General features: G+C 44.3%; 21 protein-coding genes. 11 read left to right on the top strand and 10 right to left on the bottom strand.

All coding sequences use genetic code 11. The annotated features are described in order from the left end of the window. Positions 1 to 76: 76 nt before the first annotated feature. Together R7E38_RS12535 and aroG are read right to left on the bottom strand one after the other, a co-directional pair. Positions 77 to 1249 carry an MFS transporter gene (locus R7E38_RS12535; RefSeq protein WP_226083285.1) on the bottom strand — a complete coding sequence of 391 codons (1173 nt, stop codon included), beginning with the start codon at positions 1247 to 1249 and terminating at the stop codon, positions 77 to 79. A 159-nt stretch (positions 1250 to 1408) separates the two neighbouring features. Further along, positions 1409 to 2461, bottom strand: coding sequence for a 3-deoxy-7-phosphoheptulonate synthase AroG (gene aroG / locus R7E38_RS12530; protein WP_017635200.1), 1053 nt, complete (start codon positions 2459 to 2461; stop codon positions 1409 to 1411). Between the two features lie 459 nt (positions 2462 to 2920). Here aroG and R7E38_RS12525 point away from each other — a divergent pair, with 459 nt between their 5' ends. Then, positions 2921 to 3913: an OmpA family protein gene (locus R7E38_RS12525; protein WP_054577773.1), complete on the top strand. Its 993-nt coding sequence runs from the start codon at positions 2921 to 2923 to the stop codon at positions 3911 to 3913. Between the two features lie 88 nt (positions 3914 to 4001). Here the strand turns inward: R7E38_RS12525 and R7E38_RS12520 are convergent, their stop codons facing one another. Beyond that, on the bottom strand, positions 4002 to 4604 hold the full coding sequence (locus tag R7E38_RS12520) for a beta-phosphoglucomutase family hydrolase (RefSeq protein ID WP_054574702.1): 603 nt from the start codon (positions 4602 to 4604) through the stop codon (positions 4002 to 4004). 76 nt (positions 4605 to 4680) lie between these two features. On the opposite strand from R7E38_RS12520, the gene arfB reads away from it, so the two are divergent. Together arfB and R7E38_RS12510 are read left to right on the top strand one after the other, a co-directional pair. Then, a complete protein-coding gene (arfB, locus tag R7E38_RS12515) occupies positions 4681 to 5094 on the top strand; it encodes an alternative ribosome rescue aminoacyl-tRNA hydrolase ArfB (protein ID WP_017635196.1) in 414 nt (137 codons plus the stop codon). 100 nt (positions 5095 to 5194) lie between these two features. After that, positions 5195 to 6964 carry a methyl-accepting chemotaxis protein gene (locus R7E38_RS12510; protein ID WP_025767924.1) on the top strand — a complete coding sequence of 590 codons (1770 nt, stop codon included), beginning with the start codon at positions 5195 to 5197 and terminating at the stop codon, positions 6962 to 6964. 89 nt (positions 6965 to 7053) lie between these two features. Here R7E38_RS12510 and vmeZ read toward each other — a convergent pair whose 3' ends face one another. Both vmeZ and vmeY read right to left on the bottom strand, forming a co-directional pair. Further along, entirely contained in the window at positions 7054 to 10206 is a 3153-nt protein-coding gene (vmeZ, locus tag R7E38_RS12505) for a multidrug efflux RND transporter permease subunit VmeZ (protein ID WP_005373507.1), read from the bottom strand. An 8-nt stretch (positions 10207 to 10214) separates the two neighbouring features. Continuing rightward, a complete protein-coding gene (gene vmeY / locus R7E38_RS12500; RefSeq protein WP_054577771.1) occupies positions 10215 to 11342 on the bottom strand; it encodes a multidrug efflux RND transporter periplasmic adaptor subunit VmeY in 1128 nt (375 codons plus the stop codon). 419 nt (positions 11343 to 11761) lie between these two features. On the opposite strand from vmeY, the gene R7E38_RS12495 reads away from it, so the two are divergent. Continuing rightward, entirely contained in the window at positions 11762 to 12226 is a 465-nt protein-coding gene (locus R7E38_RS12495; protein ID WP_005373515.1) for a dCMP deaminase family protein, read from the top strand. An 82-nt stretch (positions 12227 to 12308) separates the two neighbouring features. Here the strand turns inward: R7E38_RS12495 and pepT are convergent, their stop codons facing one another. Together pepT and R7E38_RS12485 are read right to left on the bottom strand one after the other, a co-directional pair. Next, entirely contained in the window at positions 12309 to 13538 is a 1230-nt protein-coding gene (gene pepT, locus R7E38_RS12490; protein ID WP_054577770.1) for a peptidase T, read from the bottom strand. A 170-nt stretch (positions 13539 to 13708) separates the two neighbouring features. After that, positions 13709 to 14572: a DUF6279 family lipoprotein gene (locus R7E38_RS12485; RefSeq protein ID WP_017819892.1), complete on the bottom strand. Its 864-nt coding sequence runs from the start codon at positions 14570 to 14572 to the stop codon at positions 13709 to 13711. A 261-nt stretch (positions 14573 to 14833) separates the two neighbouring features. Between R7E38_RS12485 and R7E38_RS12480 the strand changes: the two genes are divergently transcribed. Continuing rightward, positions 14834 to 15007: a hypothetical protein gene (locus tag R7E38_RS12480; protein ID WP_005373524.1), complete on the top strand. Its 174-nt coding sequence runs from the start codon at positions 14834 to 14836 to the stop codon at positions 15005 to 15007. A 91-nt stretch (positions 15008 to 15098) separates the two neighbouring features. Here R7E38_RS12480 and R7E38_RS12475 read toward each other — a convergent pair whose 3' ends face one another. Then, the gene (locus R7E38_RS12475) at positions 15099 to 15713 is read right to left on the bottom strand and encodes a response regulator (RefSeq protein ID WP_031777156.1); all 615 of its coding nucleotides are present in this window, start codon (positions 15711 to 15713) and stop codon (positions 15099 to 15101) included. A gap of 4 nt (positions 15714 to 15717) precedes the next feature. Further along, on the bottom strand, positions 15718 to 17454 hold the full coding sequence (narQ, locus tag R7E38_RS12470) for a nitrate/nitrite two-component system sensor histidine kinase NarQ (protein ID WP_053307260.1): 1737 nt from the start codon (positions 17452 to 17454) through the stop codon (positions 15718 to 15720). A gap of 247 nt (positions 17455 to 17701) precedes the next feature. Between narQ and napF the strand changes: the two genes are divergently transcribed. From napF to R7E38_RS12440, 6 genes are all read left to right on the top strand, one after another. Then, entirely contained in the window at positions 17702 to 18187 is a 486-nt protein-coding gene (napF, locus tag R7E38_RS12465) for a ferredoxin-type protein NapF (protein ID WP_005373529.1), read from the top strand. Between the two features lie 47 nt (positions 18188 to 18234). Next, complete coding sequence (locus R7E38_RS12460) at positions 18235 to 18543, top strand: chaperone NapD (RefSeq protein WP_005373535.1); 309 nt, start codon at positions 18235 to 18237, stop codon at positions 18541 to 18543. Further along, positions 18540 to 21029, top strand: coding sequence for a periplasmic nitrate reductase subunit alpha (gene napA, locus R7E38_RS12455; RefSeq protein WP_005389060.1), 2490 nt, complete (start codon positions 18540 to 18542; stop codon positions 21027 to 21029). The genes R7E38_RS12460 and napA overlap by 4 nt, the downstream gene beginning before the upstream one ends. A 78-nt stretch (positions 21030 to 21107) precedes the next feature. Then, on the top strand, positions 21108 to 21563 hold the full coding sequence (locus R7E38_RS12450) for a nitrate reductase cytochrome c-type subunit (protein ID WP_005389061.1): 456 nt from the start codon (positions 21108 to 21110) through the stop codon (positions 21561 to 21563). Between the two features lie 28 nt (positions 21564 to 21591). After that, entirely contained in the window at positions 21592 to 22170 is a 579-nt protein-coding gene (locus R7E38_RS12445) for a NapC/NirT family cytochrome c (RefSeq protein ID WP_005373542.1), read from the top strand. An 11-nt stretch (positions 22171 to 22181) separates the two neighbouring features. Next, a complete protein-coding gene (locus R7E38_RS12440) occupies positions 22182 to 22316 on the top strand; it encodes a TIGR02808 family protein (RefSeq protein ID WP_005373546.1) in 135 nt (44 codons plus the stop codon). Positions 22317 to 22486: 170 nt separating this feature from the next. Here R7E38_RS12440 and phaC read toward each other — a convergent pair whose 3' ends face one another. Further along, a complete protein-coding gene (gene phaC, locus R7E38_RS12435) occupies positions 22487 to 24262 on the bottom strand; it encodes a class I poly(R)-hydroxyalkanoic acid synthase (RefSeq protein ID WP_017819891.1) in 1776 nt (591 codons plus the stop codon). Positions 24263 to 24311 lie beyond the last annotated feature (49 nt).

Genomic DNA, 24311 nt, shown 5'->3' with positions numbered 1-24311 from the left:
AGATAAAGAAGAGATTGTTGATTTGAGCTAATAAACAAACCCGACACGATCGGCCGGGTTATATATTAAGCCTTAATTAAGCGGTTTGTGATTCTGGCTTTTTATTCGTTTTTAACGCAAACATCGCGATAACGAGTAACACAAATGGAAGAACATACAAATTAAGATTCTGCCAACCTACGGTAGACTCAAGCCAACCAGATAGTAATGCGGTGATGGTGACACAACTGAACACGAAGAATTCATTAAACGCTTGAACCTTGCTTCTGTTTTTCGCTTCATAGCTTTGACTAAACAGCCCGGTTGCTGCGATAAACATAAAGTTCCACCCTATTCCTAACAGGATTAAAGCAAGGCTAAAATGCCAGATAGACACTCCATGTATGTTAATTCCAATACAAGCAACAAATAGCAATCCACCCGCTAAAATCATATTCTTAGCGCCAAACCGCTCTATCAGACGGCCCGTGACAAACGCAGGTGCAAACATACCCAACACGTGCCATTCGATCACTCCCGCCGCTTTATCAAAATCAAAGCCACAACCAATCATCGCTAAAGGAGTTGCTGTCATTAAAATGTTCATCACCGCGTACGCAACCATTGCCGCGATAACTGCCAGCATGAAATTAGGTCGACGAATAATCAGTCTCAGCTTATCCGCCTTAGCGTGTAGCGCCTGCGTGTGTGCAGGTGGAAAACGAATGGTTTGTAGCACAACCAACGCGGTTATATAAAGCACGACAAGCACAGCAAATGCACTAATGTATAAGCCATCATCTGACCACTGCTGCGAGTACACGGCCAGATTAGGCCCAAGGATCGCCGCTAACACCCCACCCGCCATAGATATCGAAATCGCCCTATGCCTTGCCGACTCTTCACACACTTCAATGGCAGCAAACCTGTATAGAGTACCGAAACCTATACCAACACCAAGCAAAAACGTAGACATGCAGAACAGATAGAAGTTTTGTTGACTTAATGCATACGTCGCTAGACTAGCACCCAAAATGCCAATGACATTACCAAGGCTAAAACCAAGGCGACGCCCTAACTTGCCCATAATTAGCGACGCAGGAATTGTCGCGGCCATCAGTCCCAAAAACTGCAGTGCAACTGGTAATGTGATAAAACTTGATGACGGCGCAAGTGTTTTGCCAATAAGGGCAATAACAGATATGAGTAAAATATTCCCTGTCATTAATAAGGCTTGGCAGAGGGATAGAAGCCATACATTACGATTCAATTCCAAATTCCTTTTGGTTACAACGTATACAGATAACATATAGGAAAGCAGAAACAATAGAAAGATATGAGAGTAATTCTCAACAAAAAGAGCCAGAGGCATAGTACCTCTGGCTCTTCACTATTCACTTTTCGCTTTTAAAAAGTTTTTCTGTTGAGCTTACTTGTTGCGGCGCGCTTTTACTGCATCAGAAAGCTGACGAAGTACCGTTTCCGTATCTTCCCAACCAATACATGCATCAGTAATCGACTGACCATAAGTGGCTGCTTTGCCATCCACTAAGTCTTGGCGACCTTCAACTAAATGAGACTCGATCATCACACCAAAAATGGCTTCTTCGCCAGCAGAGATTTGCTCGGATACATCATCAGACACCAGCATTTGACGCTTGAACTGCTTCGAGCTGTTAGCATGGCTAAAATCAATCATCACTTTTTTCGGCAGACCTGCGGTGTCCAGCTCATCTTTAATTTGAGCTACATGTGCTGCACTGTAGTTTGGTTCTTTACCGCCACGTAGAATAATATGGCAGTCTGGATTACCAGCGGTTTCTACGATCGCGGAATGACCGTATTTTGTTACTGAAAGGAAGTGATGGGAAGCGCTTGCAGAACGAATCGCGTCGCTCGCTATTTTAATATTCCCGTCTGTACCGTTTTTGAAACCTACAGGACAAGAAAGACCAGAAGCTAGCTCGCGGTGAACCTGAGATTCTGTCGTACGAGCACCGATAGCGCCCCAACTGATCAAATCCGCCACGTACTGAGGTGTGATCATATCTAAGAATTCACTTGCCGTTGGCAAGCCCATATCGGTTAGATCAAGAAGAAGTTTACGTCCGATACGTAGACCATCATTTAGCTTATAGGTGTCATTTAAGTAAGGGTCATTGATAAGGCCTTTCCAACCAACGGTCGTACGCGGCTTTTCAAAATAAACTCGCATAACAACCTCAAGCTGCTCGCCCAGTTCATCACGTAGTACTTTTAGCTTTTTGCCGTACTCAACCGCGGCAGCCGGATCGTGAATAGAACACGGGCCAACGATCACGAGTAATCGATCGTCTTTTCCTTCAAGAATATTGTGAATGGCGTTACGGCAATCAAAAGTGGTCGAAGAAGCGGTTTCAGTCGCTGGGAACTTCTCTAATACTGCAACAGGTGGCAATAACTCTTTTACTCTATTTATTCTTACATCATCAGTTTGAAACATTACTTCTACTTCCTGGTTTTATTTCCGACCCCATTTTTACCAACTGAACTCATTGCAACATTGTTCACAAAGCGAGCAGCATCAAGGGCTGTGGTCATTTTCTGTCTAGCGTTTAAGTAACTTATCGGCTTAGGCGTAGACTTGCAATCAGTTTTTGCAAATAAATGCAAATAAAAACCACCTGTTAACCACCGCGCACAATGTAAAGTAAAGTTTACGAAAAAAAGTTCAAAATAATCATCAATTTTCTTATGCACCAAAAAATCTTTACTACAATGTAAGAAATATCAGAAGTTTGTGAGGTATTTTTGGGTAGTAAATGTTGATCAAGTTCAAATATATTGTTGCTTGATATGAAATGATTAGAATATTAAACTAATTTCTTATAAACGCTGGTTTTTTCTAATTTTTTGATAAAACGAAGTAGAAGTTAATATGCAATCAATACAAGGAAACATTATGAACAAAGTAGCAATTGCAGTAGCAGCAGTGGTAGCTGGTAGTAGCGCGCTTTTAAACTCTGCTCAAGCTGAAATGTACATCGGGGGCAAAGTGGGCATGACTACACTTGACGACGCTTGCTATCTAAATAGCCCTTGTGATGATGAAGCGTTCGGTGCAGGACTACATATCGGTTATGACTTTACCGATATCATTGGGCTAGAGTACGGCGTAGACTTCTTAGGCGACTACAAAGCTAACTCGATGTCAGGGGCTAACACGGTTAATACGATTGACGGCAATCTAACGGCTTTAACACTTGCACCTAAATTCAACTGGCACTTAAACGACTCTTGGAATCTGTTTGCTAAGATCGGTGGTGCTTACATGATGTCTGATGACGAAACAGACTTTGTCCCAACAGGTTCTTTGGGGGCTGAATACTCGATCGATAGAAACTGGAGTGTTCGCGCTGAATACCAACGCTACCAAGACATGGCTGACGACGTGTGGGACGACATGGATGCTAACTTCTTTGGTATCGGTGTTAACTACAAATTCGCAGCAGCTCCAGTTGTTGCAGCAGTTGTAACGGAAGAAGTGATCGAGCCAGATCCAGAACCAGTGATGATGAGCAAGGTGCACAAAGAAGAGTACGGTACAGGTACGTTTGAATTCGATAGTGCTAAGTTAACAGAGTCCGTTTCTGAACGTCTGGACAACTTTGTTTCATTCTTGAACGAATATCCTCAAGCTCAAGTAGAGATTACTGGTTACACAGATAGCTCAGGCCCTGCGGCATACAACCAAAAACTGTCTGAGCGTCGTGCTCAATCTGTTGCTGATTACCTAACCGCAGCTGGCATTGGTTCAGATCGTTTGACAGTTAAAGGTATGGGTGAAGAAAACCCAGTTGCTGACAACAGCACTCGCGAAGGTCGTGAGAAAAACCGTCGCGTAGAAGTTGTGGTACCTTCATTTGAATACCAAGAGCTAGTTCAACCAGAATAAGCATCTATGATTCATGATCGATGATGTGGTAAAAATTAATGGGGTGCATTTGCACCCCATTTTGATCTCATATTAAGGGATATTGCCACTATGGTTTTGGGAAAAAGATCAACTCATTATCTTGCACCATAACGCAATCCATACCAGCTGCATGCGCCGCTCGCTTCCCCAGCTCAGTATCCTCGAACACAAGACACTGTGACGCCTCCAAGTCGAGTTGTTTCGCGGCCATCAAAAAGGTATCTGGAAAGGGTTTATGGTTCTCTACATCACTTGCGGTTACTACAACATCCAACTTGTCTAATAAACCTGCATGACTTAATAAGCGCATGGCACTTTCTCGTTGGCTGCCAGTACCGACTGCAATTTTCTTATGGCCTAAATATTCCTCTAACACGATGTTCGTGCAAGGAATAACGTCACCATGAAGCTCCATAGCAGCGAATGTTTCCATTTTAAATGTCGCGACAGTTTTAGGATCTAATAAAAGCTCATGCACACGATTTAGTTCCTCAACAATTTTAAAGCTCGGCATCCCTCCCAAACTGTGAAACCATTCCTGGCAAAACGGAAAATCAAAACGCTCAGCAGTTGCTTGCCAAGCTGCCAAGTGGGCTGGCATGGTATCGATTAGAGTACCATCCATATCAAATATGAATCCCTCATAGGGTCTAAAATCAATCGTGCTCATGTCTTTTCTTCTATTTGTGCATCTGTAATGTTAATTTATCAGCTCTTTCAATCGTCCTTACCGGCATTTACTTATCATGCTCAAAATTTCGAACTCCGTCACAATTCAAGAGTGGGAAATTCAATTATCCCCAATTAGAGCTCAAGGAAATGGTGGCCAGAACGTTAACAAGGTAGCGTCCGCTATACACCTGCGCTTTGATATCCGGCATTCCAGCTTACCTGACTTTTACAAAGAGCGATTACTTGCACTTTCTGATAGTCGTATAAGTAAAGATGGCGTGATCATCATCAAAGCGCAACAATTTCGGACACAAGAACAAAATAAGGAAGACGCCCTAAATCGGCTTCAAGCATTGATAAAAGCTGCCGCTTTACAGGAGAAGAAGCGTATTAAAACGAAACCAACCCGCGCTTCTCAACGCCGACGACTTGATACAAAAAACAAGCACGGAGCGAAAAAACAGCAACGTAAAAAAGTGCTGTATTAGTGAATGTCGTTTTCTCGACATGTTAGTTGAACAACGTTTGCTAGCCCTTGGAAATCTCATTGGATTTCTCTTTTTAGTTACTTATTCAGGAAACAACAATATGACTATTAGGCAAAAACTCTACTTCCTCGGAGTTATCGCCATTTTAGGCATCGTGGCCCTTTTGGGTACGTCATCCCATTTTGAAAATAAGAGCAATGATCTTAATCACGCCATCAAACTCGTTGGTGATCTAGAAATACGCTTACTCAACTTACGCAGAAATGAAAAAGATTTCCTACTGCGTAGTAATGACAAATATCTAAATAAGTTTGACGCCAATGTTGACAAGTTTATAGACACAGAAAAAGAGCTTGCGAACATACTCAAGAGTAATGAATTACCTTCCAGTCAACAATTTAAGCAAGACTTGCTCGCATACCAAAGGGGCTTTCAGAATCTGGTCAGCGCTTACCAACGATACGGGCTTGATTCAAAGAGTGGGCTTCTCGCCGGTTACGAACAAGCACTATTAGAAGCTAAACAACGTTCAGACCACCAGCAGTTATTGGCATTAGTCCGTTTTGACTCTGCGGTAAAAGCAGGACTATTCAATAGTGACTTGCTTGAGGGGCAATATGCTCCGGAGCTTATCAAAACAGGTAAGCAATTGGCGGCCCAAAAGCAAGTTGTTGGGGTTGCTTATGACAAAGGCCTACTCGGTGAAACTCGCGCATTATCCCATGCCGTAGAAGAGCAATTTGAAACCTTTTCCACAGCCCTTAGCTCTGCTGCCGCACAACGTGATGAACAAATGTCGACCATCAAGCAGGTCATTACAGCTCTGATCTTAGTCGTTATTTTCGCATTGATTTGGCAAATTTCACGTTCAATCAATACGCGAGTGAATAGCTTACTTGGCACCATTCGAAGTATCAGCGAAACGAACAACATGGGACTTCGATCTGATTTGAAAGGTCAAGACGAGCTATTTGATATCAGTCATCACCTCAATGACCTATTGGATAAGCTTGAGCATCTAATTAGTAGTACCCAAGAAAAATCGGCGCAACTCACTGCAAGTACCGATAATATGCATCGTGAGTTAGAAGGCGTTATGGAGCAATTCCACACTCAAACTGACCACACAGCATCAATGGCGACGGCAGTTCAGCAAATGGTTGCCACAATAGGTGAAATCTCTGAGAGCACATCAGTTGCGGTAGAAGGCGTACATCAGGCAGCGAATAATGCCGAACAAGGTCGAGGAGTTGTTGAGGCGACGGTAACCAACATCGGTCAACTAACCACGATTTTATCAAACAGCCAGCAGTCGATTGGCTCGCTGAATCAGCATGTAGATAAAATTGGTGGTGCCGTGAACATCATCCAAGAGATTGCAGAGCAAACCAACCTACTAGCTCTCAACGCAGCAATTGAAGCCGCGCGAGCAGGCGAACAAGGCCGCGGGTTTGCAGTTGTTGCCGATGAAGTACGCGCCCTAGCTAGCCGAACTCATCAATCCACTGAGGAAATCACGCGGGTCGTTGCAGATATTCAAACTCAAATGTCTACAGTTGTTGCTGATATTGATCAATGTAACGATCAAGGGCAACAAACACTTAATGCTTCTGAAAAACTGGATTCTAGCCTGCAACAGATCATTACTGACATGCATTCAATTCAAGGTAATTCGGAGCGCATAGCTTCAGCAATTGAAGAACAAGGTATCGTGATGAACCAAGTTAGCGGTTCAATCACCGAGCTAAACGCCATATCTGAGAATAACATGCAATCCGCTCAGGAATGCTTGCATGAAGTGAACTCTGTCTCTGCTCAAGCTCATGATATGGATGAAGCCGTTGCACAATTCAAAACTGCGCTAAAATAACCCTTTTCAAAATAGAAAGCCCGAAGCAATCAGTGCTTCGGGCTTTTTTTCAATTGTCACTTCGTGCTTACTGCGCACTTCGGATGTGATTATTCATCATCAAGAGGAACCAGCTTGGTGTTGCCGCCATGAACTTTCTCACGCTGTCTTTGCACCAGAGCGTAGAAGCCTGGGATCAAGAATGTACCTGCTAGAAGCACACACAATAGACCACCAATCAGCGACACGCCGAGTGAGTTTTGACTCACGTGCCCCGCGCCAGCGGCAAAGATAAGCGGGAAGATACCCAGGATAAATGACCAAGATGTCATATTCACAGCGCGGAAACGTAACGTGCCTCCTTTAACCGCTGCACTATCGATATCAGCATCTTTTTCTTCACGCTCTTGCTTGGCGAACTCCACAATCAAAATTGCGTTTTTCGCCGCCAAGGCTATGAGCAAGACAAGACCAATTTGGGCATACAAGTTAAGCGGCGTGCCAGTTAGATTTAACGCAAGGAAGGAACCTAACGTGGCTACTGGGACCACCAAAATAATAGCCAGTGGAATACTCCAACTTTCATACTGAGCCACCATAAACAAGTAAATGAAGATCAAAGCCAGCGCAAACGCATAAATGGCTTGGTTACCCGCGAGCACTTCCTGATAAGCCATACCTGTCCATTCATACGTGTACCCTTGCGGAAGAACTTCAGCAGCAACGCGTTCCATTGCGGCAATCGCATCACCACTAGAGTAACCCGGAGCTGGTTGGCCTTGAATGATAGCACTGCGGTACATGTTGTAACGCCATGCCACATCAGGCTCAAACACTTGCTCGTAGCTCACTAGCGTACTTAACGGAACCATATCACCGTTCGAAGAACGAACATGGAAACGCTCTAGATCTTCCATGCTGCTACGGTGCTGGCTATCAGCTTGCATGGTTACGCGGAAGTTCTTACCAAACATGGTGAAGTCATTCACATAAAGCGAACCTAAGTTGCCTTGCAAGGTTTGGAAAATAGACGACAGCGAAATACCTAATTGCTGCGCTTTCTCACGATCGATATCAACGTAGTAGTGCGGAACATTCGCGCGGAACGTGCTAAACGTGTAGGCAATTTCAGGCGCTTGGTTAGCCGCTTGGATCATTTCTCCCATGACCATCGACAAATCGGTACGACTTCGCCCTAGCGTGTCTTCAAGCACAAACTCAAAACCAGACGCAGCGCCCATACCAGGAACCGCCGGTGGTCCCATCGCAAAAACAACCGCTTGAGGTAGCTCTGTCGCCGCTCGACCGTTAATACGTGCCGCGATAGCATTAGCAGAGTGCTCTCCTTGCAGCGAGTTACGAGTATCCCAGTCATGCAATTTGATAAATACAGAAGCACCGTTTGATGCTGCTGCGCCTGTCATAAACGAGTAACCGTTCGCAACCGTCACACCATCCACACCAGGCTCTTCACCGATCATTTTCATTAAATCATTGGTGACTTCTTCAGTACGTGATAAAGAGGCTGAATCTGGTAGCTGTACGTTAACCAGCAAAATGCCTTTATCTTCTTGAGGAACAAACGCTGTAGAGGTGGTTTTCGCAAAGAAAGTGACCGCTGCGATAGCAACTATAAAGAACGTCACGAGCAGTAAAGACTTCTTCACCAAGAAACCAGCGATCTGGCCATAACGCGTAGTGATGCGCTCTAAGCCTCTGTTGAAAGCCTGGAACCAGTTAGCGGTATTGCCCCCACCCTGCTTCAATACCAGAGAACAAAGTGCTGGAGACAGCGTCAATGCATTGATGGATGAAATCACAACCGAAATACAGATGGTCAAAGCGAACTGGCGATACATGATACCGGTGATACCTGGCAGCATGGCGACGGGTATGAATACCGCAAGTAGAACCAAGGTCGACGTGATGATTGGTCCCGTTACTTCTTTCATCGCTAGCAACGTCGCTTTACGCGGTGAAATGCTTGGGTCTTTCGCCATGGTAGTATCGACGTTTTCGATAACCAGAATCGCATCGTCCACCACGATACCAATCGCAAGGATCAAGCCAAACAAAGTAACCGTATTAATGGTGAAGCCCGTTGCCTGCATGATGGCAAACGTACCAATCAGAGAAACGGGGATCGCGACAACAGGAATCAACGTTGCACGCGCACTACCCAAGAACAAGTAAGTTACAGCAATCACCAATAGAATCGCTTCAATCAGTGTTTTTACTACCCCTTTGATCGATTCAGATACGAACACGGTTGTATCGTAGCTGGTCTCGTATTCCATTCCCTCTGGGAAGTTTTTGCTCAAGCCTTCAAGGAGCTCCATGACGGCCTGACCACTTTCTAACGCATTCGCATCCGATTGAAGAGACAACGCAACGATTGACGCGTCCTGGCCACGGAACTTACCGTTACCATCGTAGAACTTTTTGCCTAGTTCAACGCGAGCAACATCTTTCAGATAAACCGTAGAGCCATTGGGATTAGCTCGAAGGACTACGTTCTCAAACTCACTCACGCTTTCCAAGCGACCTTTGGTCACAAGGTTAAACTGAACTTCTTGCGGATTGTTGTATGGTGCTGCACCTACACGCCCTGCCGCAACTTGAACGTTCTGTTCAGCCAAAGCGGCGTATACGTCTGACGTGGTTAGCTTAAGGTTGGCCATTTTTTCAGGATCTAACCAAACACGCATTGCGTATTCGCCACCACCAATCACGTTAACTTCACTGATACCTTTCGCACGAGCCAACTGATCTTTTACATTCAAGTTAATGTAGTTAATCAAGAACTGATCATCGTATTTGCCATCAGGTGAATAGAAGTTAAGCACCATCAGCAAGTCAGGTGAACGCTTTTTCACCGTCACACCAACCATGCGAACTTCTTGAGGCAGTTTTGACTCAATCTGTGACACGCGGTTTTGCACGTTAACTTGCGCCATATCTGGATCGGTGCCAACATCGAACGTGACGTTTAGGCTGTAAGAGCCATCGTTCGCGCTCTTTGAAGACATGTATATCATATCCTCAACGCCGTTGACTGAGGTCTCTATGGGGTCCGCAATGGCCTGCTCGACAACTTCCGCACTCGCGCCAGTGTAGTAAGCCGAAACGCTGACTGATGGCGGGCTTATCTGTGGATACTCAGCCACTGGCAAAATCGCCAGTGAGATCGCGCCGGCTAGCGTTAATATGATCGAAATAACCAGCGCGAATTTAGGTCTCTGAATAAAGAAACGACTTAACATAGTGCCCCCTACTGCTTATCTTCAGCAGGTGCTTGAAGGCGCACTTCTACACCATTACGCACACGTTGTAGGCCTTGTGTAATAACCGTATCTTCCTGATCGAGCCCTTCTCGAATGATAATGCCTTGTTCAACCTGAGGGCCAAGCTCGACGTTACGACGCTCTGCCACACTTCCCTCAGCCATCACCATCACAAAGTCACCTTCTAAGTCAGTCTGTACGGCACGTCGTGGGATAACAATAACGTCTTTCGTGTTCTTATCTCTCAAGTTCACTTTGATGTGTTGACCCGGAAGTAACTTCTGCTCTGGGTTTGGCACTAGCGCGCGCATAGCAATCGTACCCGTTTTGGTGTCAATACGATTACCTAAGAAATCAAGCTTACCAAGATGCTCAAAAAACTGTCCATTTTCCAGTTCAAGCTGAACTTCAACGCGGTTTGATTCAGCCGAGCCATCACCTTTTACTTGATCCATACCCATAGCTAAACGCTCACGCTCACTCACACTAAATGAGGTATGAACGGGATCTAAACTCACCAGAGTTGTCAGCACGCCAGATGACGGAGAAACCAGATCACCCGTACTCACTTTGGTATCACTAATACGTCCGCTAAAAGGTGCTCGGATTTGAGTATAGGAAAGGTTAACTTCAGCAAGTTTAAGTTGAGCATTTGCCGCTTCTAGCTCTGCTCTCGCACCAAGAAGTGCCGCAGTTAAAGCATCAAACTCAGATTGAGAGATACTACCGCGAGGCAACAAGTTTTTACCTCGAGTATGATCTAATTCGGCTTTTTTTAGCGCCGCTTTAGCTTGTGCAAGTGCGGCTTTAGCACTCGCGACTTGGGCTTCAAAAGAAGATGGCTCGATAGAGTAAAGGAGCTGCCCTTTTTCTACCATTTGCCCCTCTTCAAAGTGACGAGCTTTTAAGTAGCCAGAAATCTGCGCGGTAATATTGGTATCTTCTACTGCTTCAATGCGACCGATATAAGACTTGCTCGGTTGGTAGTCGATAACCGTGACATCCTGAGTCACTACGAGAGGCGCTTGACCTTTCGTTTGGGCATTATTAGCTTCCTCGCATCCAGCGAGGATTGCTGTAGCCGCCATTAGTGCGACAAGTGGTTTCTTTTGCATGTATTTACCGTCTTTATAGAACAGGATATTGTTGAATTCCTATCAACCTTACTCCTTGCTGCCACTGAAAACTTCACTGAAAAGCGCCCAAGGTGTTTCTAAATGTAAACATGAGAAACAAAAGGAAAATAAAGTAATTTAGTTAACAGTGGTATTCAATGAGCAATATACATACAACTCAATCATAACTATTTAATATACGCCTTAGGAGATCGCGAATTTTAGCGTGTGCTTGGAAACACTAACGGGAGTATTGTATTCGGGCGTAAAGTGAGATTCAGTGCTCAAGATAAGAACGTTTTGTGGCTAAAAAGGTAAAAAGTGACGCCTTCATACTCAAGACCCCGATTTTGACTATTTTTTTAATATAAATGGGTTATCATTCAATTAATTCAACGCCTTCGACAGAGAGGATGACTATGATTTCTAAATGGGCGAAACGCTTTTACCAGATGGCAGAACTAGTGGCGTCTTGGAGTAAGGACCCATCAACACAAGTCGGTGCCGTTATTACTAAACAGAATCGCATTGTATCTGTTGGATTTAATGGCTATCCGCATGGTGTTTCTGACAGTGTCGACACCGATGAGCGCGAGTTGAAATACCTTAAAACACTGCACGCGGAAGAGAACGCAATTTTGTTCTCAAAACGTGACTTAGACGGATGTGATATTTGGGTAACGCATTTTCCTTGCCCTAACTGCGCGGCAAAGATCATTCAAACAGGGATCTCACACGTACACTGCCCTGAGCAGTCTGAAGACTTTTTATCTCGCTGGGGAGATAAAATCCAAGTCAGTCAAGATATGTTCGATCAAGCGGGTGTGAAAGTCGACTGGTTACCACTAGAAGACATTGAAATTGAAGACAAAGACGTGCGCTAGTATTCCATCTTAATATTTAAATAGCCCAGGAAGATCTGGGCTATTTTGTTATTAAATCTGCAAGAGGTCTCGACGTGGTCTTTTAACTGTGTTTTTTCGCTGTGAGCTCAGCAATTTTGACAATAACGAGTACTGATTTTTCCATCATTTCAACAGAAATAAACTCATGAATTCCGTGGAAGTTAAAACCACCGGTGAAGATATTCGGGCACGGCAAACCCATAAAAGATAAACGAGCGCCATCTGTACCACCACGAATAGGTTTTATAATCGGTTCCACATCACACGCTTCCATCGCTTGCTTTGCCAGCTCAATGATATGAGGGTAAGGCTCAACCATTTCTCTCATATTGTAATAGCTGTCTTTTATTTTTAGCTCTACAGAACCATGGCGTAAACCCGTGTTCATTTCATCGACGAGTTTCTGCATAAAGGCTTTTCGATCCTCAAGTCTTTGACGGTCAAAGTCTCTAATAATGTAACCTAGCTCGCTTCGTGCAACGCCCATTTCTGCCGATTTTAGATGGAAGAACCCTTCGTAACCTTCGGTTGTTTCCGGAGTTTGATCTTGGGGCATTTGAACTTGAAATTTCGCAGCCAAGCTCATCGCATTGACCATTTTGCCTTTTGCAGTACCTGGATGAACGCTAACACCATGAAAAATTACATCAGCGTTTGCTGCATTAAAGTTTTCGTATTCCAATTCACCTTGCGGACCACCATCTATAGTGTATGCCCATTTCGCGCCAAATTTTTTAACATCAAACAAATCTGCACCACGACCGATTTCTTCATCCGGAGTAAAGCCGATACAAATGTCGCCGTGTGGAATGTCTGGGTTTTCCAGTAGCAGAGCTACCGCGGAAAGAATCTCTGCGATACCGGCTTTGTTATCCGCGCCAAGTAATGTAGTGCCATCGGTAGTAATAAGATTGTGGCCATGTAGGTGATGTAAATCTGGGTATTGCACGGGAGATAACACTTCATCCCCCAACCCTAATGCAATATCGCCACCCTGGTAATCTTCGATGAATTGCGGCTTTACGTTTTTGCCAGATGCATCCGGCGCGGTATCCATATGGGCAATGAAGCCGATAGGAGGAACCGCATAATCAACATTGGCTGGCAGTTTAGCCATCAAGTAGCCATTTTTATCCAAAGTCACGTCACTTAAGCCAAGTTCGAGCATCTCTTTTTTAAGTAACTCAGCAAACACAAGCTGGCCAGGTGAACTTGGGCAAAGCGTCACATGTGGATTGGATTGGGTATCAAACGTGACGTATCGAAGAAATCTTTCAACTAAATGTTTCATATTTATTCTCATTGTTTTGTACGATGAGGCCTTATCACGCATTGATAAGCTGACGTTGCCTCATCAAACCTCACGCTATGTTACGCTCTTAGCTCAATAAGAATTTGCTTTGAATCATTTTTTGATAAGAAAGGCTTTTGCGCTTTGCTTTCGCTCATTGAAGTATGAATTTAATCTAAAAGTTCCTCAGCCAGTACTCGCCACTCTTTAACCTTTTCACGAAAATGACGCCATTGCTTATCGGTCATCGAACGAGAAACATCTAATGTCAGTTGATCAACCAATGCAAAGTTAGAATCAATATTCAGAGAAAGCTGCTCACTATAATAACTCTCTGGCTCGAACAAGAGTCGCATAAATATATCTTGATAAGTCACAACATTAGATTTGTTGTCGAACAAGTATTCGAGCTCTTGATATACCGTGGCTCGATAATCTCTCCATAAAGGGCTGTTTAAAATAACTTGCTGAGAAAATGTTTGAGCTAATTGACGCTGATTTCCTGATAGATTCCCTAGCCATTCTTCCATCCACTCTTCAGTGTTATCCAGAATAATTTCACGCACTTCGTCTTCTGTCTTATCGGCATATTTTGCGTTTCGCTCTTGATAATGTTCTTGTACATTACTCAAAAACTCGCGTTCTTGATCTTTCGTTAATTGCAAACTTAACGCAAAAAGATCTGGTGCTGCTTTGCTGACCACTCTATCGTAATGCGCTCGCATTCTATCTCGATTTTGTTGCAAGTAATTTAAGGTGATATCGCTCGCTTTTAATCTCTCAAGGTCTTTTAAATGTTCGATATATATTGGTAACTCCTCTTTCTTGTGCCAGTCTGCCAACAATAATAAGCGCTCTTCCACCAGGACTTCTTGTTCCCCTTGCAACGAGACATAGTCCTCTAAGTAATCGAGCACGAACCAATCGATATTGCTGTATAAAAACTTTTTCGCACAACCGGCAAGCAGAAATACGAAACAAAATAGAAGGCCATAACGAAGCGCCTTATTAGATACATCCTTTAATTTAGTCACTTATTCGTATTCCCTTTTCTGTTGATTAAGTTCTATACTCAACCTGTATCACTTAGTATTGCGGCAAACTTACACCAGTGTGACAAATATTGATTGCCACCTTAATAATATATAGAGTTTGAAATTAACTTTTTGATCACAGCTATCCGCAAAAAAGTGAGTTAGAGCGCAATTATCGGCTAAAAAACGTACCGAACGACGCTCCCTATAACGGCATATAATTTGCATGGATGTTTTTTGGATGGTTTATGGAGGCGAAGTATGGCAGCCGCTGAGCAACTTGATACCAGTGTAGAATATGAGATTCGATATTTTGAACAGGGGAAAATGCACTGCATGAGAGTCATTGCTGAAAGCAAAAAAGTGGCTTATCAGTACTATTTGGAGTGTGGTAAGCACAACAGTGACTTGTACTCTATTCGCCCAGACAAGTAAAAAAAACCGCCTAACAGGCGGTTTTTTTATTCGTCAGAATAAATATAACTGTTTGATTTTATTTATTATTACAGATTCAAATCCAACAATGTTATTTGATGTCGCCAAAGCGCTCAAGATAAAGGACGGTTGCTGCAGTACGAGAAGGAACTTGAAGCTTTTTAAGTAAACTCTTCATATGTACTTTAACCGTAGACTCAGAGATAAAAAGACGATCGGCAATTTGCTTGTTGCGGAAACCTCTTGCCACCTCTCTTAAGATCTGAGATTCACGATCGGTCAGTGTATCAAACACGTCCTCTTGCTCTGAACGTTCACTCAAATACTTAGAAACTTCTTGGCTGTATGCCTTGTCCCCTTGGTGCGCTTGTTTTAGCAACTCAACCAACTCATCGGGCTCAGTGTCTTTCAATAAATAGCCATCGGCACCACTTCGAACTATTGCTTCGATATCTGCTGGGCTATCTGAAACGGTTAGAATGACAATTCTGGCTTCACAGCCATCTGCACGCAGTGCTTGCAAAGTATCAAGGCCAGACATGCCTTTCATATTAAGATCAAGAAGTACAAGATCCAGTTCCAGCTCATGCGCTTTCGCTACTGCATCCGCGCCATTACTTGCTTCTGCAATGACCTCAAACTCAGGCTCAAAGCTTAAAAGCTGGTGGATACCTCTTCGCATGAGTGGATGATCATCCACCAGCATTACTTTACACACTGTCACTGTTTACTTCCTTACTATGTTGGAATTCTAATTTTACGGTACAACCTTTGTTTATCGATGCTTCGATGTGCAGATCGGCATGCAGTCTAGCGGCCCGCTCTTGCATGATACTCATACCGTAATGATTTAATTTTTCGTCTTGATGTTCAAAGCCTATTCCATCGTCGCTAACGGTTACTGTGACTTTTCCATCATTATCGAGACATTGAATGTGAATATTATCTGCTTGCGCATGTTTGATAGCATTAATTGCCGCTTCTCTTATCAACTGTAGTAAATGAACCTGTTGATGTGCATCCAGTTCAGTTGATGAAAGTCTATTTTTTAGCGTAATGTCTGCAGCAGTTTGTTCACTGAGCGTTTCAACCATGTCTTGCAATGCTTGGCCAAAACTGCCCTCTTTAATCGTAAGACGAAACGTCGTCAGTAACTCGCGTAACTGCGTATAAGCGGCAGATAAGCCCGTATCTAGCTCGGCAATAACTTGATTAGCCTGCGCGATCGCCTTTTCGTCAGGCAAGTTCTTTACGCTTCTCTTCAACAAAGCGACCTGAATTTTTAAGTAAGAGAGTGCTTGAGCCAATGAATCATGCAACTCCCGAGCAATAGTGGCTCGCTCTTCCATCAGCAGAATTTGTTCTGCTTGGCGCTGCGCCCGATTGTAATACACGGCGCGTGATAAAATCTGCACGAAGTTGTCAATAAGAGCCTCGTTCGGACAAGGTAACCCTGCTTTCCAATATAAATAGCCCAAGTGCTCACCATCTAGCATCAGGGCTTTACCGTGGCAATCTTCATCACAATCTTGGCAGCATTCTTCTCCTTCCATCAATATCCAGCTCGGTTCTCCCAACTGCTCGATTTCAAGTTTGACCGCTTTAATGCCCTCAAGACTGACGATATGCTGCAAAATCGCCTGGAAATTGTCTTGATTAATACGCGACGCCGTGAGTTCTTTTGACGAGTCATACAGCACCTCTAAAGACTGGTTGGCATGCTGCAATTTACGTGTTTTCTCATCAACCGCTTGTTCTAATCCTCGGTACAACTTACCAAGGTCTGTCGCCATCCGATTAAAGGTTCGAGTCAGTATTCCCATTTCATTATCGCTGGATACATTGAGCGATATATTAAATGAGCGATTTTTAATTTGCTCGCTAGCAAAAACTAAAGCACGCAGAGGCCGAACAACTTCGAGGCGCACAAAATGAACGACAAACATACTGACACAAAGAATGCCACCCAACCCTAACCCGCCGATCCAGGCTAAGTTAATCAGTTTTTGCTCCGAAAAGCTTTGTAGCTTAAATACAAACTCATCGATTTGTTCAACAAAACCGGCTACTAGGAGTTGATATTCTGCCGGGTTGTCTCCTCTAAGCACCGCCTTGAGTTCATGCCATCTGATAATAAGACGGTAGTAATCGTGAGTGATGTCTTCTGGCACAGACCAATGCTGAAGCGCTTTCATTGAAGGTGAATATATCGAATATTCAAATGCGTCAATATGTGAAGAATAGTCAACAGATTTAACCTGAATATCATTCGCCAGACGGTAGCTTTGCATTCGCATCGAGCCAGCAACATTGACGGCTTCAGCATCGTTCAAACTGGACGCTAACGTAAAAATCGCAAAACCAGTCGTAGCGACTGAGAGCAGCAAAATAAGAAGCATCGCGGACGCAATCGTGCGCGTCACCGACTTTTTCACATTTTTAAACAATCTGAGTTCCTCGCCCATTAACAATCCTATTTTTACGTGCAATGAACCCATTACCTTTCAACTTTATCAATATGTGATCACCTGCGACGGAATTTATTGATCCAAAACAATATTGCATACCATTTACCCCCTAAGAGGTATTTATACAAATATGTCAAAAACTACAATTTCGTTAGTTTAAATGACAGTTTATTAATGAAAATTGTGGACTATGCTTAGTTTGGGTTCCAAGTTTCGAGGTGACTAAGTGGTAGACCTTTCCAGAAGAAGACTCTTTGCAAGAAAAGCGCACCCCGACAACGCCGTACGTTTGCCTTGGTTAACTAAACCGCAACAGTTTACGGACGATTGCACTCGCTGCGGTAAATGCATTGAGGCCTGTGAAACAAAGATTATAACCAAAAGTGATGGCGGATTCCCCTCGGTCGATTTTTCCATCGATGAATGCACATTTTGCTATCAATGTGCAAACGCCTGTCCTGAGCCCCTTTTCTTGCCAGAAACAGAACAACCTTGGCAAGCAAAAGCAAGTATCAACGATAACTGCTTAGCAAAACAAAATGTCGAATGCCGAAGTTGTGGGGATATGTGCGACCCGATGGCAATTCAGTTCAAATTAGAACTGGGGAAAGTAGCACAACCCAATTTAGACCTTGATGAGTGTAACGGCTGCGGCGCCTGTGTTTCAGTGTGCCCGACTTCATCCATCAATGTGAGCAATACAACAGCCTAAGCCGAATGTCGTCGGCCAAAGGCAATAAAAATAAATGAGAGAGCTATATGTCACTAAATGAAGTGCATATTTCAAGTTTGGTAGTACATGTGCTGCCGGAACATTTGGACGAAATCAAACAAAAGATAGAAGCACACGAAAATGCGGAAATCTATGGTGACAGTCCTGAAGGCAAGATTATCGTCGTACTTGAAACTGAGAACCAAGGTTTCATCACAGACACTATCGATGCCATTAACAATTTACCGAACGTCTTAAGCACGGTATTGGTTTATCACCAAATCGAAACTGGGCTTGAAGAAACGGATGAAGAAGACACTGGAACACAACATTCCCAAATCGAGGGTGAAGTATGAAAATGACAAGACGTGCGTTTGTGAAAGCAAACGCGGCTGCATCAGCTGCTGCTGTCGCAGGTGTGACACTACCAGCATCTGCAGCCAACCTGATTGCAAGCTCTGATCAAACCAAAATCACATGGGACAAAGCACCTTGTCGTTTCTGTGGTACAGGCTGTTCTGTTCTTGTTGGCACTCAAAACGGCAAAGTGGTAGCAACACAGGGTGACCCAGAAGCACCAGTAAACAAAGGTCTGAACTGTATCAAAGGTTACTTCCTTTCTAAGATCATGTACGGTCAAGACCGTCTAACTCAACCGATGCTACGAATGAAAGATGGCAAATTCCACAAAGATGGTGAATTTACACCTATCTCTTGGGATGACGCTTTCGACATCATGGCTGAGAAATGGAAAGCTTCCCTCGAGAAAAAAGGCCCAACAAGCGTAGGTATGTTTGGCTCAGGCCAATGGACAGTAATGGAAGGCTACGCTGCGTCAAAGTTAATGAAAGCAGGCTTCCGATCAAACAACATTGATCCAAACGCTCGTCACTGTATGGCTTCTGCCGTTGTAGGTTTCATGCGCGCATTCGGTATCGATGAGCCAATGGGTTGTTACGATGACTTCGAGAACGCAGACGCTTTCGTTCTTTGGGGCTCAAACATGGCAGAGATGCACCCGGTTCTATGGACTCGCATTACTGACCGCCGCCTAAGCCACCCTCACGTTAAAGTGAACGTGCTTTCTACTTACTACCATCGTTCATTTGAGTTGGCAGACCACGGCTACATTTTCAATCCTCAGTCTGACCTTGCAATTGCTAACTTCATCGCAAACTACATCATCGAAAACGATGCAGTAAACTGGGACTTCGTGAACAAACACACGAACTTCACTCAAGCAGACACTGACATCGGCTACGGTCTACGTGACGATGATCCGCTACAAAAAGCAGCGAAGAACCCGAACTCTGGCAAACTCACTTCTATCTCATTCGAAGAGTACAAGAAATCAGTAGCGCCATACACAGTAGAGAAAGCATCTGAAATCTCTGGTGTTGAGAAAGAGAAGCTTATCGAGCTTGCGAAGCAATACGCGGATCCAAACACGAAAGTAATGTCTCTATGGACGATGGGTATGAACCAGCATACTCGTGGTGTATGGATGAATAACTTGGTTTACAACATCCACCTACTAACCGGTAAGATCTCGACTCCGGGGAACAGCCCATTCTCACTAACGGGCCAACCATCAGCATGTGGTACCGCTCGTGAGGTTGGTACGTTTGCTCACCGCCTACCAGCGGACATGGTGGTTGCTAACCCTAAACACCGTAAGATTGCAGAAGACATCTGGAAACTGCCAGAAGGTACGATTCCACCAAAACCTGGCTTCCACGCCGTATTGCAAGACCGTATGCTGAATGACGGCGTTCTGAACTGTTACTGGGTTCAATGTAACAACAACATGCAAGCCGGTCCAAACATCAACACAGAACGTCTTCCAGGTTACCGCAACCCAGAAAACTTCATCGTTGTGTCTGACCCATACCCGACAGCAACAGCACAAGCAGCAGACCTTATTCTTCCTACCGCAATGTGGATTGAAAAAGAAGGTGCTTACGGTAACGCAGAGCGTCGTACTCAAGCTTGGTACCAACAAGTGGGCACGGTCGGTCAAGCAAAATCCGACCTTTGGCAGCTAATGGAGTTCTCGAAACGCTTCAAAATGGAAGAAGTGTGGCCTGAAGAGCTTCTAGCGAAAGCGCCTCAATACCGTGGTAAAACAATGTACGATGTACTTTACCGCAATGGTAACGTCGACAAATTCCCTATCGAAGAAGCTCGTGAACTGAATGACGATGCTCACCACTTCGGTTTCTATGTTCAAAAAGGTCTGTTTGAGGAATACGCAACATTTGGCCGTGGTCACGGTCATGATTTGGCTCCATACGACCGCTACCACCAAGTGCGTGGTCTACGTTGGCCTGTTGTTGATGGTAAGGAAACACAGTGGCGCTTTAAAGAAGGTTCAGACCCATACGCGAAAGAAGGTTCTGGTTGGGACTTCTACGGCAATGCTGACGGCAAAGCGAAGATCATTTCCGCGCCATACGAAGCGCCACCAGAAGTACCGAACGATGAATTTGATATGTGGTTATGTACTGGTCGTGTTCTTGAGCATTGGCACACAGGCACCATGACTCGTCGTGTACCTGAATTATACAAAGCAGTACCAGACGCAGTGTGTTACATGCACCCAGAAGACGCAAAAGCACGCAATGTTCGTCGTGGTGAAGAAGTACTCATGGCAAACAAACGCGGTGAAGTACGCGTTCGTGTTGAAACTCGCGGTCGTAACCGTCCGCCAAAAGGTTTGGTATTCGTACCGTTCTTTGATGCACGTATTTTGATTAACAAGCTTATCCTAGATGCGACTGATCCACTGTCTAAACAGACAGACTTTAAGAAGTGCCCAGTCAAAATCACTAAGATTGCTTAACCTTCAGATACTGAATGCTACGGCCGTCATTATGGCGGCCTAATAAAGAATTTAAGCCATAAAGGCGGAGATGAAATGATGAAAAAATTACTTGTCGCAGTTTTATCTGTAGGTGCGTTAGTGACAGGCATTGCGCAAGCTGAGTTGGATAATCCAGGTGGTATTGGTGGTCTAGAATCTTTACGTGGAATGTCTCAATTGGAAGATACGCGTCCAGCAGACGAGTTCAAAGACTTCCCTAAAGATCAAATTGTTGAAGACAGCTATGTTTATCAACCACCGTTGATCCCACACAGCATTCGTCACTACGAAATTTCGTTAAATGCTAACAAGTGTCTTGCATGCCATAGCTGGAAAAATGCAAAAGAGTCAGGTGCGACTAAAATTAGCGTAACGCACTATGTAAACAGAGAAGATGCGGTACTGGCAGATATGTCTCCTCGTCGTTACTTCTGTTTGCAATGTCACGTTCCACAAACGGATGCAAAACCACTAGTGGAAAACGAGTTTAAGGCAGTCGATTCGCTTCAGTAATTGAAACGCGAGTACTAAGAGGTTACTTATGAAAATACTTAAAGCGTTTTGGAAGAGACTGTCGAGCCCGAGTAAAGCTGCCGCTGGTGTGGTTTTATTTCTAGGCTTCGCTGGTGGCCTTCTATTTTGGGGCGCATTCAACACAGGTATGGAAGCAACCAACACAGAAGAATTCTGTTCTGGCTGTCACGCGCCGATCGTTGCTGAAATTCAAGAAACAATTCACTACTCCAACCGTTCTGGTGTTCGTGCGATTTGTTCAGACTGTCACGTTCCTCATGAATGGACGGATAAGATCGTTCGTAAAGTACAGGCATCTAAAGAGCTATTTGCACACTTCGTAACGAAGACGATCGATACGCCAGAGAAGTTCCAAGAGCGTCGTGGACACCTCGCAGAACGAGAGTGGGCACGTATGAAAAAGAATGACTCTCTTGAATGTCGTAACTGTCATGAGTTTGATTTCATGGATTACTCTCAGCAAGGATCACGTGCGGCAGAACAACACTCCACCGCTCTAGCTTCAGGCGAGAAAACATGTGTAGACTGTCACAAAGGTATTGCGCACAAACTACCAGACATGAGCGGCGTTGAAGGCTGGCACTAAGGAGACTTACCATGAGTACATTAGAATCTGTAATTTGGCATATCCTTGGCTACAGTGCTATGCCAGTGATTATTCTTTCCGGCTTTGTGGCGGTAGCAGCAATCTCTCTCTGGCTGCTGTCATTTGGTAAGGATAAAGAGGTGTAACGTAACGCATCTCTACTCGTCAACTAGCCTATTTGTTGACACTGAGCGCCGAGCAAATGCTCGGCGCTTTTTATTTATTAATCAATGGTACTTGCCAACAATAAACAAGCAATCATACATAAAAAAAGCGACCATAAAGGCCGCTAAGATTTACTGCTATAGGGAGTCGTTTAAGATTCTTTTACTGGCAGAACCTGTTTGACGTATTGTCCTGGCGCCTCATCAATAACCGGATGGTTTTCTGAGCCAATAGGGAAAGGCTCAACTTGCTCTTTAGGGTTGAATTGGAGTAACCACTCGTTCCAGTGTGTCCACCACGATCCCTCTTTGTGTTCCGCGTTATTCAACCACTCATCAGCAGAGTCATCCAAATTATCGTTCAACCAATAACCATACTTATTTTTAGCTGGAGGGTTCACGATGCCCGCAATATGACCAGATTCACCGAGGACAAACGTTTTGTTACCACCCGTGTTCAGCGCACCACGGTAAGTTCCCTGCCATAACGCAATGTGGTCTTCTTTCGTTGACACAAAATAGCTAGGAATTTTGATCTTATTTAGATCAATCCATACTCCACCAATTTTGACGCCTTTATCTTGCACCAGCTTGTTCTCTAAATAGAGCTCGCGAAGCAAGAAATTGTGAGATGCAGCGCTGACGTTGGTGCTATCGCTATTCCAGTACAACAAGTCGAAATCAACCGGACTGTTACCCTTCAAGTAATTGTCGACGTAGTAGTTCCAGTACAAGCTGTTTTCACGCAGTAAACTAAACGTCACGCTTAAGGAACGGCCGTCCATATACCCTTTTGCGTTATTTTGCGCTTCAATTGCACTAACAATGGTGTCATTGATATACGCGCCGACTTCACCTGGTTGAGAGAAGTCGAGCAACGTGGTGAAGAAAGTGGCAGACTTAATGCGCTTCTTCATACGTTTTGCAGCGTAGTAGGCAACCGTGCTTGCTAAAACAGTACCACCGATACAATAACCAGCAGCATTGATTTGCTCTTGTCCTGTTATATCTTCAATTGCAGCGACGGCTTTCACTACGCCTTCTGTCACGTAGTCACCAAACTCTATGTGCGCTTGTGCCTTGCCTGGGTTACGCCAAGACATCATAAATACACTATGCCCCTGCTCTAACAACCATCGAACCATTGAGTTCTTTGCTGTTAAATCAAGGATGTAGTATTTATTGATGAAAGGTGGGACGATGAGCAGCGGCGTCGCATTCACTTTCTCTGTTAGAGGTCGATATTGAATCAACTCAAACAATTCGTTTTGAAAAACCACATTGCCCTGTGTCGTCGCAACGTCATCGCCCACACGGAATGCATTGTTATTCGTCATACGAATTTTTAAAATGTCTGCGCTCGACTCAACGTCTTCTTTCAACTGCTCTAAGCCTGCCAGTAAGTTTTGACCGTTTTGCTCAAGTGTCAGCTTCAAAAGCTCTGGGTTAGTGGCGATGAAGTTGGAAGGAGAAAGGGCGTTAATGGCTTGGCGAGAGAAAAAAATAATACGTTCTTTCGTCTTTTCATCTAAGCCTTCCAAAGACTCGATGGTGTCCAGATAGGTCTTACTAAATAAAAGGTAGGATTGTTTGATGAAGCTATACATGGCTTCATTTTGCCACGCTTCGTTTGAGAAACGCTTATCCCCTTTTTCAGCTTCGACGATTTGTGCTTGGTTCCCTGCCAATGCAACATTCTGCCAAATTTGCAGCTGCTGTTCCCACCACTGTGCTTGCAGCTTTAAAATCGCAGCAGGCTGATTCGCAGCTTGTTCGAACAGTTTGGCAGTATCCTCAAAGTTCACTTCTTGCATGGCCTTGTTTAAAGGAGAGTTCACGACTGCCTTGTTCACTTCGAAATCATGCCACCACTGATGATTGGTTTCCTGAAGCTTCACAAGATAGTCCGAAAAGAAGTGTTGAAACATAGTCTTACTCCTATATTCGGAAAAAACAACGCCGCCCAAATCTAGGGGC

This window comes from Vibrio sp. Vb2131 (genome assembly GCF_033338535.1).
GTDB lineage: Bacteria > Pseudomonadota > Gammaproteobacteria > Enterobacterales > Vibrionaceae > Vibrio > Vibrio alginolyticus.
The sequence above is the reverse complement of the archived record's forward strand: the minus strand, read 5'-3'. Positions and strand labels throughout refer to the sequence as shown.